The sequence below is a fragment of the Lentilactobacillus buchneri genome (assembly GCF_018314255.1).
Classification (GTDB): Bacteria; Bacillota; Bacilli; order Lactobacillales; family Lactobacillaceae; genus Lentilactobacillus; species Lentilactobacillus buchneri.
In genome coordinates this window covers 332397-345178 of record NZ_CP073066.1, presented here as the reverse complement: position 1 = coordinate 345178, position 12782 = coordinate 332397, and the positions used below count along the sequence as shown (strand labels likewise).

The 12782-nt window shown below is 43.0% G+C and carries 5 protein-coding genes, 2 tRNA genes and 3 rRNA genes; 7 read left to right on the top strand and 3 right to left on the bottom strand.

Annotation, left to right across the window (positions count from 1 at the left end):
- Positions 1–18: 18 nt before the first annotated feature.
- The 6 genes from lysS (at position 19) to KE627_RS01810 (ending at position 7085) form a co-directional block, all read left to right on the top strand.
- Positions 19–1524 (top strand): lysine--tRNA ligase, encoded by a 1506-nt coding sequence (gene lysS, locus KE627_RS01835; protein ID WP_013728339.1) that lies wholly within the window; start codon positions 19–21, stop codon positions 1522–1524.
- A gap of 446 nt (positions 1525–1970) precedes the next feature.
- Positions 1971–3545, top strand: a 16S ribosomal RNA gene (locus tag KE627_RS01830).
- Between the two features lie 225 nt (positions 3546–3770).
- A 23S ribosomal RNA gene (locus tag KE627_RS01825) occupies positions 3771–6691 on the top strand.
- A 75-nt stretch (positions 6692–6766) separates the two neighbouring features.
- Positions 6767–6883, top strand: a 5S ribosomal RNA gene (rrf, locus tag KE627_RS01820).
- Together the 16S, 23S and 5S rRNA genes with 2 tRNA genes alongside form the textbook arrangement of a ribosomal RNA operon.
- 6 nt (positions 6884–6889) lie before the next feature.
- Positions 6890–6962, top strand: a tRNA-Asn gene (locus tag KE627_RS01815).
- Positions 6963–7012: 50 nt separating this feature from the next.
- Positions 7013–7085 (top strand) — tRNA-Thr (locus KE627_RS01810).
- 189 nt (positions 7086–7274) lie between these two features.
- On the opposite strand, the gene KE627_RS01805 is transcribed toward KE627_RS01810, so the two are convergent.
- Positions 7275–8408 (bottom strand): site-specific integrase, encoded by a 1134-nt coding sequence (locus KE627_RS01805; RefSeq protein ID WP_014940227.1) that lies wholly within the window; start codon positions 8406–8408, stop codon positions 7275–7277.
- A 235-nt stretch (positions 8409–8643) separates the two neighbouring features.
- On the opposite strand from KE627_RS01805, the gene KE627_RS01800 reads away from it, so the two are divergent.
- A complete protein-coding gene (locus tag KE627_RS01800; RefSeq protein ID WP_082602332.1) occupies positions 8644–10227 on the top strand; it encodes a GW dipeptide domain-containing protein in 1584 nt (527 codons plus the stop codon).
- A gap of 96 nt (positions 10228–10323) precedes the next feature.
- Here KE627_RS01800 and KE627_RS01795 read toward each other — a convergent pair whose 3' ends face one another.
- A complete protein-coding gene (locus tag KE627_RS01795; RefSeq protein WP_211772862.1) occupies positions 10324–11595 on the bottom strand; it encodes an ISL3 family transposase in 1272 nt (423 codons plus the stop codon).
- Between the two features lie 391 nt (positions 11596–11986).
- On the bottom strand, positions 11987–12616 hold the full coding sequence (locus KE627_RS01790; RefSeq protein WP_136861323.1) for a hypothetical protein: 630 nt from the start codon (positions 12614–12616) through the stop codon (positions 11987–11989).
- Between the last annotated feature and the right edge of the window lie 166 nt (positions 12617–12782).

Here is a 12782-nt window from a genome sequence, read left to right as displayed (position 1 = left end):
CATTTAGGAGGTTTCACAGTGGCCAAAGACAAAGAAATGAATGACCAAATGATCGTCCGTCGCCAGAAGATGGACGAATTACGCAAGGAAGGAATCGATCCATTTGGACATCGATTCGTGCGTACATATCTTGCTGAACAACTGCATCATGATTTTGATGATGAAGATAAAGATGAATTAATGGAAAAGGACAAGAAAGTTACCATTGCCGGCAGAATGATTGCTAAGCGGGGTAAAGGTAAGGTCGGTTTTGCCGATTTAAAGGATCGAACTGGAAAAATCCAGATATATGTTCGTAAGGATATTGTCGGTGATGACATTTACCATATTTTTAAACGATCCGACATTGGTGATCACCTCGGAATTTCCGGCCAAATTATCAAAACAGACATGGGTGAACTGACTGTTCGTGCAGAGTCAGTTACTTTCCTGTCAAAGGCGCTGCGGCCGCTACCAGATAAATTTCATGGCTTAAAGGACAAGGAACAGCGTTATCGTCAGCGCTACCTTGATCTCATTTCCAACCAGGACAGCTTCGATCGTTTTGTTAAGCGCACGAAGATTGTTTCTGCTGTCCGTAAGTATTTGGATTCAAACGATTATCAAGAAGTAGAAACCCCAGTTCTGCATAATTCTGCGGGTGGTGCGAATGCCCGTCCCTTTATTACCCATCACAATGCTTTGAATATCGACTTGTATTTAAGAATTGCGCTTGAACTGCATTTGAAGCGATTGATTGTGGGTGGACTGGAACGGGTCTATGAAATTGGCCGGGTCTTCAGAAATGAAGGAATGGATACCCGTCATAATCCGGAGTTCACGATGCTTGAATCCTATGTTGCCTATTATGACTTCCATGATGTGATGGATGAAACTGAGGGCATCTTTAAGGCAGCAGCAGCTGCTGTTACGGATGATAATGTTGTGACTTATCAAGGCCACACCGTTGACTTGAACAAACCGTTTAAACGACAGCATATGGTTGATGCAATTAAGGAATATACCGGAATTGATTTTTGGCAACCAATGTCTGATGATGACGCTAAAAAATTGGCTGATGAACACCATATTCATTACGAACCATGGTGGAAGACCGGCCATATTATTAATGCATTTTTTGAGGAGCTCGTTCAACCTAAGCTGGAGCAGCCAACATTTATTTATGGGCATCCGGTTGAGATTTCACCACTGGCCAAGAAGAACCATGATGATCCAAGATTTACCGATCGTTTTGAGTTATACATTTTGACTAACGAGTTCGCCAATGCATTTTCTGAATTGAATGACCCAATTGATCAGCGTCAACGATTTGAGGCTCAAGTTGCTGAACGTAAAGCTGGTAACGAAGAGGCTGAAGGAATTGATGAAGACTACATTGAAGCCCTTGAGTATGGCATGCCGCCAACGGGTGGACTTGGAATCGGCATTGATCGACTGGTTATGTTATTGACCGATGCACCATCTATTCGTGACGTGATTCTGTTCCCAACAATGCGTCCCGAGGATAATACGAATAACGATTAATTTTTTTAAAGCAATCCAACTTGGATTGCTTTTTGTTTTGGTGATTTTTTTGAAGAAGCTTCAAACTTTTTAGTCGTAACCTTCACGTAGACCACTTTGAATTGTGATTGCAAATTAACTTTCGATTTTTACTTGACGAATCGGTGAGAATCAGATATATTTATATATGCTGATTTGAACGGAATACACAACAAAGCGTGTTAATCAAAAAAGTTTTTGTTGACTCTGAGCAATCAGCGTGGTATATTTAAATAGTTGTCGCGAGAGATGATTCATCTCACCCGCAACCAAGTAGACCTTTGAAAACTGAACAAAATTTTCGACAAACAAATGTGCAGGGCGTTTCAATTCTTCGGAATTGGAACCAAACATTTGCGAAGTCAATTCGTAAAACAAATAATAAATTTAAATCATGAGCTATCACAGGCTTATCATTTTAAACAATTTAAGATGAGAGTTTGATCCTGGCTCAGGACGAACGCTGGCGGCGTGCCTAATACATGCAAGTCGAACGCGTCTCCGTTGATGATTTCAGGTGCTTGCACCTGAAAGATTTAACATTGAGACGAGTGGCGAACTGGTGAGTAACACGTGGGTAACCTGCCCTTGAAGTAGGGGATAACACTTGGAAACAGGTGCTAATACCGTATAACAACCAAAACCACCTGGTTTTGGTTTAAAAGACGGCTTCGGCTGTCACTTTAGGATGGACCCGCGGCGTATTAGCTTGTTGGTAAGGTAACGGCTTACCAAGGCGATGATACGTAGCCGACCTGAGAGGGTAATCGGCCACATTGGGACTGAGACACGGCCCAAACTCCTACGGGAGGCAGCAGTAGGGAATCTTCCACAATGGACGAAAGTCTGATGGAGCAACGCCGCGTGAGTGATGAAGGGTTTCGGCTCGTAAAACTCTGTTGTTGGAGAAGAACAGGTGTCAGAGTAACTGTTGACATCTTGACGGTATCCAACCAGAAAGCCACGGCTAACTACGTGCCAGCAGCCGCGGTAATACGTAGGTGGCAAGCGTTGTCCGGATTTATTGGGCGTAAAGCGAGCGCAGGCGGTTTTTTAGGTCTGATGTGAAAGCCTTCGGCTTAACCGGAGAAGTGCATCGGAAACCGGGAGACTTGAGTGCAGAAGAGGACAGTGGAACTCCATGTGTAGCGGTGAAATGCGTAGATATATGGAAGAACACCAGTGGCGAAGGCGGCTGTCTGGTCTGTAACTGACGCTGAGGCTCGAAAGCATGGGTAGCGAACAGGATTAGATACCCTGGTAGTCCATGCCGTAAACGATGAGTGCTAAGTGTTGGAGGGTTTCCGCCCTTCAGTGCTGCAGCTAACGCATTAAGCACTCCGCCTGGGGAGTACGACCGCAAGGTTGAAACTCAAAGGAATTGACGGGGGCCCGCACAAGCGGTGGAGCATGTGGTTTAATTCGATGCTACGCGAAGAACCTTACCAGGTCTTGACATCTTCTGCCAACCTAAGAGATTAGGCGTTCCCTTCGGGGACAGAATGACAGGTGGTGCATGGTTGTCGTCAGCTCGTGTCGTGAGATGTTGGGTTAAGTCCCGCAACGAGCGCAACCCTTATTGTTAGTTGCCAGCATTCAGTTGGGCACTCTAGCAAGACTGCCGGTGACAAACCGGAGGAAGGTGGGGATGACGTCAAATCATCATGCCCCTTATGACCTGGGCTACACACGTGCTACAATGGACGGTACAACGAGTCGCGAAACCGCGAGGTCAAGCTAATCTCTTAAAGCCGTTCTCAGTTCGGATTGTAGGCTGCAACTCGCCTACATGAAGTTGGAATCGCTAGTAATCGTGGATCAGCATGCCACGGTGAATACGTTCCCGGGCCTTGTACACACCGCCCGTCACACCATGAGAGTTTGTAACACCCAAAGCCGGTGAGGTAACCTTCGGGGACCAGCCGTCTAAGGTGGGACAGATGATTAGGGTGAAGTCGTAACAAGGTAGCCGTAGGAGAACCTGCGGCTGGATCACCTCCTTTCTAAGGAAAAACGGAATCCTGCACATTGTCGAAAGTTTTGTTTAGTTTTGAGAGGTCTACTCTCAATTCGTTCTTTGAAAACTAGATAATATTAATTTTCTGTAATAATTTTTTTGAAATTGTATTTTATATAATTTCAACCGAGAACACCGCGTTATTTTGAGTTTGTTAACTAGAAAAAAATCGCAAATACTCAATTAACTTTGCATCACGTCGTGATGTACAGGTTAAGTTAAAAAGGGCGCATGGTGGATGCCTTGGCACTGGAAGCCGATGAAGGACGGGACTAACACCGATATGCTTCGGGGAGCTGTACGTAAGCTTTGATCCGGAGATTTCCGAATGGGGAAACCCAGCAGTTTTAATCGACTGTTACTATATAGTGAATTCATAGCTGTATAGAGGTAGACGTGGGGAACTGAAACATCTCAGTACCCACAGGAGCAGAAAGAAATTTTCGATTCCCTCAGTAGCGGCGAGCGAACGGGGAACAGCCCAAACCAATGAGCTTGCTCATTGGGGTTGTAGGACTGAACATTTGAGTTACCAAAGTTGTTGATAATCGAACAATCTGGGAAGGTTGGCGAAACAGGGTGATAGCCCCGTAGGTGAAATCAATGACCCTCAGTTCAGGATCCTGAGTACGGCGACACACGTGAAACGTCGTCGGAATCCGGGAGGACCATCTCCCAAGGCTAAATACTCTCTAGTGACCGATAGTGAACCAGTACCGTGAGGGAAAGGTGAAAAGCACCCCGGAAGGGGAGTGAAATAGTTCCTGAAACCATGTGCCTACAAGCAGTTAGAGCCCGTTAATGGGTGATAGCGTGCCTCTTGTAGAATGAACCGGCGAGTTACGGTAACATGCCAGGTTAAGGTTTAAAAGCCGGAGCCGCAGCGAAAGCGAGTCTGAAATGGGCGTTTTAGTATGTTGCTGTAGACCCGAAACCAGGTGATCTACCCATGTCCAGGGTGAAGGTGCGGTAAAACGCACTGGAGGCCCGAACCCGTGTACGTTGAAAAGTGCTGGGATGAGGTGTGGGTAGCGGTGAAATTCCAAACGAACTTGGAGATAGCTGGTTCTCTCCGAAATAGCTTTAGGGCTAGCCTCGGACGTAGAATCATGGAGGTAGAGCCACTGTTTGGATGAGGGGCCCGTCATGGGTTACTAAGTTCAGATAAACTCCGAATACCATTGATTTTTATCCGGGAGTCAGACGGTGAGTGATAAGATCCATCGTCAAAAGGGGAACAGCCCAGACCACCAGTTAAGGTCCCTAAATATATGCTAAGTGGAAAAGGATGTGGAGTTGCATAGACAACTAGGATGTTGGCTCAGAAGCAGCCATCATTTAAAGAGTGCGTAATAGCTCACTAGTCGAGTGATTCCGCGCCGAAAATTTACCGGGGCTAAGCATATTACCGAGACTGTGGACTTGACCTTTGGTCAAGTGATAGGAGAGCGTTCTAAGGGCAATGAAGCTAGACCGTAAGGACTGGTGGAGCGCTTAGAAGTGAGAATGCCGGTATGAGTAGCGAAAGATCAGTGAGAATCTGATCCACCGAATGACTAAGGTTTCCTGGGGAAGGCTCGTCCTCCCAGGGTTAGTCGGGACCTAAGCCGAGGCCGAAAGGCGTAGGCGATGGATAACAGGTTGAGATTCCTGTACTAGTTGATGATGTTTGAGCGATGGAGGGACGCAGGAGGCTAAGTTGTGCATCCAGTTGGAAAGGGATGTTCAAGCCACAAGTCAGTCAAAGAGTCAAATGCTTTTTGGCGGGTTGACAAGTGGTGATGAGGACCGAAATTTAAGTAGGGAAGCAACCAACGTCACACTGCCGAGAAAAGCTTCTAGTGAGTCATCAACTACCCGTACCGCAAACCGACACAGGTAGTCGAGGAGAGAATCCTCAGGTGAGCGAGTGAACTCTCGTTAAGGAACTCGGCAAAATGACCCCGTAACTTCGGGAGAAGGGGTGCTGTGCGCAAGCACAGCCGCAGTGAAAAGGCCCAGGCGACTGTTTATCAAAAACACAGGTTTCTGCAAAATCGTAAGATGACGTATAGGGGCTGACGCCTGCCCGGTGCTGGAAGGTTAAGTGGATGAGTTAGCTTCGGCGAAGCCCAGAAATGAAGCCCCAGTAAACGGCGGCCGTAACTATAACGGTCCTAAGGTAGCGAAATTCCTTGTCGGGTAAGTTCCGACCCGCACGAAAGGCGTAACGATCTGGGCACTGTCTCAACGAGAGACTCGGTGAAATTAAGATACCTGTGAAGAAGCAGGTTACCCGCGACAGGACGGAAAGACCCCATGGAGCTTTACTGTAGCTTGATATTGGGTGTTGACACAGCTTGTACAGGATAGGTAGGAGCCATTGAAGCCGGAACGCTAGTTTCGGCAGAGGCGTTGGTGGGATACTACCCTCGCTGTGTGAACACTCTAACCCGCGCCACTTAGCGTGGCGGGAGACAGTGTCAGGTAGGCAGTTTGACTGGGGCGGTCGCCTCCCAAACAGTAACGGAGGCGCCCAAAGGTTCCCTCAGAATGGTTGGAAATCATTCAACGAGTGTAAAGGCAGAAGGGAGCTTGACTGCGAGACAGACAGGTCGAGCAGGGACGAAAGTCGGGCTTAGTGATCCGGTGGTACCGTATGGAAGGGCCATCGCTCAACGGATAAAAGCTACCCTGGGGATAACAGGCTTATCTCCCCCAAGAGTCCACATCGACGGGGAGGTTTGGCACCTCGATGTCGGCTCATCGCATCCTGGGGCTGTAGTCGGTCCCAAGGGTTGGGCTGTTCGCCCATTAAAGCGGTACGCGAGCTGGGTTCAGAACGTCGTGAGACAGTTCGGTCCCTATCCGTCGCGGGCGTAGGAAATTTGAGAGGAGCTGTCCTTAGTACGAGAGGACCGGGATGGACATACCGCTGGTGTACCAGTTGCGCCGCCAGGCGCACCGCTGGGTAGCTACGTATGGATGAGATAAACGCTGAAAGCATCTAAGTGTGAAACTCACCTCAAGATGAGATTTCCCATTCCTATATGGAAGTAAGACCCCTGAGAGATGATCAGGTAGATAGGTTGGAAGTGGAAGTGCAGTGATGTACGGAGCGGACCAATACTAATCGGTCGAGGACTTAACCAAGTAGAAATGGTGTTCAAGGGCAGAAAATTAATATTAGCTAGTTTTGAGAGAACGAAGTTCTTTCAAGGAAAATAGTGTGGTGGCGATAGCCAGAAGGATACACCTGTTCCCATGCCGAACACAGAAGTTAAGCTTCTGCACGCCAAGAGTAGTTGGGGGATCGCCCCCTGCGAGGGTAGGACGTTGCCACGCGATTATTCCGGCATAGCTCAGTTGGTAGAGCACCTGACTGTTAATCAGGTTGTCGACGGTTCGAGCCCGCCTGCCGGAGCTTTGTCGAAATGCTAACTTAATTGTTAGCATTTTTTGTACAATGGATTTGCCGACTTAGCTCAGTTGGTAGAGCATCGGTATCGTAAACCGAGGGTCACAGGTTCGACTCCTGCAGTCGGCATAATTATACAAATTAGAAGAAATATTAAAATTAGGAATGCTGTTAAATAGGCATTCTTAATTTTTTTAATTTATAAAAGCGTACTAGAAAGTATTAAAATATAAATAATAACGGGCAAATAACGGCCAAACGGGCAGAAAAAGTTTAACCTGATACAGAGTAAAATAACCAAATAAAAACGGAACCTTATTAAAGGTTCCGCTTGATTGGTATAGTTTCATCATGAGAGGAAAGGTTATCTAACTCTTCACGAATCTGTTGATCGTTTTTTGCTTTATATTCATCCATTAAATAGGAATAAATCTTTGTTGTTGTGGATACGTCAGCATGGCCTAAACGCTTAGAAATGATGTAAATGTCAATTCCTCGAGATAGTAGGTAAGCTACATGTGAGTGTCGTAAAGAATGAAAGTGAAAGCCTTGCTTTTTAATTCCTAAGTCTTTTAGTATAGAACGCAACTTTTTATTAACGGCAGAGGATGATGGAATGGATTTATATTGATTAACAAAAATTAGTTCTCCATTATTGTGATCCTTCAAGATCTTTAATGATTTCAGCAATTCGTCATTAACTGCAATGATTCGATTTGAACCAGCCGTCTTGGTATCTTTGAATCCACCGCCTTCGGATGAATTCCAAGATTTAGTAATGCTAATCGTTTTAAAATTAAAATTAACGTCATTCCAAGTTAATGCTTGAATTTCCCCCAAGCGAGCACCAGTTAAAACGGCCGTCAGGATCATAAAAGTGGAGGTAAAGTGATAGTTTAAGTGATTCTCCAAATAAGCGATGAGACGCTTAATCTCAGCCACGTTGAGGTATTCCACATGCTTATCACGTGACTTGTCATAAATAAGACTGACTCGCTGGGTGAAATCTTTATGAATCAGATCGTCAAGAATGGCATTTTGAACGGTTGCTCTAATCAGTGAATTAACTTTATAAACAGTATCTTTTGCATGAGAATGACCATAGAAGTTAATAAATGCTTGATATTGTGGTCGGTCAATACTTTTTAAAGTAACATCACCGAAATAATTATGTAATACTCGACTAGTTATTTTATAGCGATTCTTAGTCTGATTCTCAATTTTGGGTTCTTTGTACGTGTGATAAAAATAGTCAAAATAGTCAGCAAACTTAGGATCTTTAGGAACGAGATCCAAACCATTGTGGATATCGATTTCCAATTGACTCGCAAATAGCTTTGCAGCTGATTTAGTTCTAAAGCCGCTCTTAGTTTTCTCGTGTTCCTGACCATTGGCATCATAATAGTAGTATCTTACTTGGTATCCATGACCATGCTTACGTATTGATGGCATTATTATTCTCCTTTGGGTAATATACTAACACATAGTGGGGAATCTACTTAATAGAGCGATCATTTATTAATTATCATGGCATATAGATTACAAAAAAATGTTAAAGCCTTTACAACTCCTGTTTTCTTTTGCATTCAACCTTGATTATGTTATACTATTTACAGCAAGTTAATTGAAGCATGTTTTTGCATGTCTAGGTAACTTGAAAAAACAATTTTTTGGGAGGAAATTACACATGAAAAAGTCATTGAAAAAGACTCTTTTTGCTGGCGTAGCTGCATTATCATTTGTAGCTGTTGCCGGTGTATCTAGCACAAATGCTAGTGCAAAATCATATGCCAAAGTTACATCAAATAAGGCATTAACTTCTGACGCTACTACTCGTAACGTTACATTTAATGGTACTAACGCTCTTTATACAAAGGCTGGTACTTTGAAGGGTGCCAAGACCGTTGCAACTAAGACTACTACCAAAGCATTAGCTAATGCACAAACTGGCAAGGCTAATTTACGTGCTTACCGTGTTGCTACTACTAACCGTGGCTCAGTTTACTACAAGGTTGTATCATTCGATAAACAATATCGTGGCTGGATTTATGGTGGTAAGAGTGCCTCAGCATTTGCTGGTGGTGTAGCTTCATACGCTACTACTAAGGATGCTACTGCTCCTGCATCAACTAACACTTATAAGTTAAGCTCAACTAGCACAACTGCTAATACTACTTTATTCAAAGCTCCAGCATGGACTCAATATAAAGTTGGCCGTGCTAAGGATGCAAGTGGTAAGGTAATTACTTCTACTGACGCTTATAAAAATGCAACATTTACTGTAAGCAAGGCTGTTACTACTTCACGTGAGGGTGACCTTTGGTATCAAATTAGTTCATCAAACTCCGACCTTAATGGCGCTTGGGTAAAGGCATCTGATGTCACTGTTGCTAATCCAATTGCAGATAATGCAGTTCGTATTGTATTAGTAGATCCTAGTGGAAATACTGTAAAGACTCTTGATTATACTAAGTCGGGTGCTCAGAAAGATGCAACCTTAGGCACTCTTTCAGCTAACGGAAATGTTTATTCTTGGACTTTAGCTGGTTCTGATACTGATGCATTGAATTCACAAATTGCATCGGCATTAAAAGGAACTGGCTATCCATTTAGTAACTTAACTGATGCACAAAAGGCTACTTTAGCTCAGGCTAAGTTTGGATCATCAGTTAGTCTTGTAGTTAATAAGGGAAATGTAGTTTACACGACATTTAAAGCTAATTCACGAGATTCAGAACAAGCTTCAAGTGCTGCTCAACCTATGACGTCGCAACCAACAACTAGTACTAATGGGGTTCCGGCAAATGCTTTGACTGGAGTAGTTAGCCCACTTACAGATGATTTAAGTGCTTTATTTGGGGACAAGAAGTCTGATTTGGTAAGTCAGGTTACGAAATTGAGTTCCGATGAACTTTCAACACTTAATAATGACATTTCTAAAGCCGCTGCAAAAACTTTCATTCAACCTAAGTCTATTGCAATCACAGATTTGTTTAGCGGGGCTCAAGATGCCACGTTTACTTCTGATCAGGCTTTGAACTATCTTAAGGGTAACAGTGAGTTGAATTCACTTAAATCAGCTGTTTATCCACAATTTGATACAAATGGCAATGTTACTTGGAAACAATTGACATATACTCCATCTTCAGCCGATGCAGGTACTTTTGGTACTCAAGTCAATGCTGTATTCTCATATAACTTGAGCGATGCTGCGACTGTTTCTGCACCTACTACGGGTGAAAATGGTGGTCAAGTTTCTCCTCTTGCTTAAATTAAGTAATATCCATTTTAATTGGGTATTATGAACTAATGTGTTATTGGGGTTCTTCGTCAACTGTTGTTGGTGAACAAAATATTGGAGTTCTAATCACTTGGTGATTAGAGCTCTTTTTGTATGAACTCGAAAAGCGAACAGCACTCTTAGCAGGAATCTGAAGAAGTTTTGGTAACCAAATCCAGTGCGTTTAATGACTTTAATCTTGTTGTTTGAACCTTCTAAGGGCCCGTTGGTGTAATGGTGAGTAAAGGTATTGCCAATTTCATCATGATGAGTCGCTAGGGTCTGGAGGGTTGCCAACATCTCTTCCGAGCAGCCCTCTAAGTGATGGAATACTTGATTATAGTTGGGCCAATCACGGTTTTTGATGGTTTCACGTAACCGATTCATCACGTCGTAAGTTTGCTTGAGCTCGGGATCAATGTCCAATAAAGCATCAACCACATCAGTGGCAGTCGCTGGATAAGGGAAGTTTGTCCACTTACGGAAAGCTTCGTAGTTGAGGTGATTTTCCGGCGTTAATAATAGTTTCCAATAGCGTTTTAGGGCGTGATACTCGCGTGAGGAAGTCGCCAGGGTTTTCATGAGGCGCACCCGCGTCTTATTAAAAGCTCGATTTAAAGCGTTAACCAAGTGGAACGGATCGATGACAACGATGGCGTTCGGAAAGATCTGCCCCACCAATTTGGGATAGGTATAGTTCATATCGGTGACGATAATTTTCACATTTTCTCGCGCAGCCTGGTCGTAATGCTGGAAATACTTTTGAAGCTGATAGATGGTCCTAAAGGGTAACAGGTCGATCAATTCGTGGGTTTCCGCATCCATAAATTCAAAGCTCATCGCGTCGGTGGCGCTCTTAGTGCTTTTAACTTCGTCCATGAGGAGAACTTTTGGTAAATAGTGCCAGTTGGTTTGAAAGTCCCGTTCAGCGCGCAAGAGCTGCCGACCAACGAATGAATCCGAAGTGGATAACTCATCGGCAATGTGTTTGAGCGAAACCGGTTCGGTCAGTTTTTCTAAGCATTGTTTGCGGGTCGTATTTGAAATCGTGCAGTGTTTCGGCACCGCATTCGTCTGCGCCAGGAAATTGGTATGACAAGCCTTACAGTGAAAGTTTCGCCGATTGAGACACAGGATAACGGTGCTGCCCAATGTTTTTGCGAATCTAATGGTGGTCTTCCGCCAACCATAGCCAATAATTTGGTGATCATTGATAATCCCACAATTGCGGCATGCCTTGGGGGTGTAGTTTAGGGACCCCACCAATCGAATCACTCCATCATCACCCACTTGTCCTTCCTCAATTATTAAGTGTTCATCATCTATTCCTAACAACATTTTCGTAGTATCATTTGACATAGGGCATTTCCTTTCTTGACTTAATTCTGTGGTGGGAGCAAGTTAACGGACGGGAGATGTCCGCTTTTTTATTCTAATGATAAACAAAAAATCTGTCATCAGTAATAGATAAAAATCTATTACCAACAACAGATATTGTAGAACCGTTATTGGTATTTTTGGGCAAACCCCCTACGGGTTTGCTTTTTCTTTTACATTCATTAAGTTCGGTAATTAATGCAATTTAAAACCTAGTTCGATAAAAAATTTAGATAACTGTAAAAGTTTTTGTATGCAAAAAAGGTTAATACCGTAAGGTATCAACCTCAAAAATTTTACATTCTCATTTTTTGCTAAATATCTTAAGCGAACTTTCTATGTGGTGAATCTGAAACATTTTAAACACATTATTCTAGAGTTGAACTTTACCATTATATTGTTGCATTGATTTATAAATATAAGCTTGGCGCTGATAGTAGAGTAATCCTAAAGGATTAGAATCGGCCTTTATTTGAGCTTTTAGATTATTATATTGATCTTCATAAGCTTCAGCATTTCCATTAGCTTGCTGCAAAGCAGTTTGGTAATCTGATGAAGTAGGATCATCATTCTCTAAAGCATTGATAAAGGGCTCCATGGCTTGCACTTGTTGTCTTAATGGCTTTACTTGATTTTTAATAGCCTTTATTTGGTTAGTAATCTGTTTTATCTTAGCATCATAATCGATTCTTTTAACAATAATTTTAAGGTTGATTTTTTTAGATGTATAACCCTTTTTGGTTGCTAAAAGGTGATATTTGTTTTTAAAATTAAGCGGTTTGGTAACTTTTATGGAAAAGTTACCGCTGCTTTTTTTCTTAGCAATAGTTTTTCGACCTTCATAAAGTGTTACCTTTGTTCCCTTAGTCGTCTTACCAGTAATAGTTTTAGCTTGATCATTAATAGGGTTAATTTTAACGGTTAATTTGTGTGAAGAAGCATTCGCTGACGATAAAAACATAAATGGTAATGATAAGCCTAAAATGAGATTAATTTTTTTCACAATAAATTCCTCCTATATATTAAAGGGTACATTAATTGAAAGTTGTGTTCAATGCATAATGTTGATTTTCTCACATGTTTGAAAAAAGCTTTTTTGTAAAATGTGAAATTCGTTTAATTTTGACGAATGCTTGCATATAAAATTCTCCCCTTTATAGTATTCACTT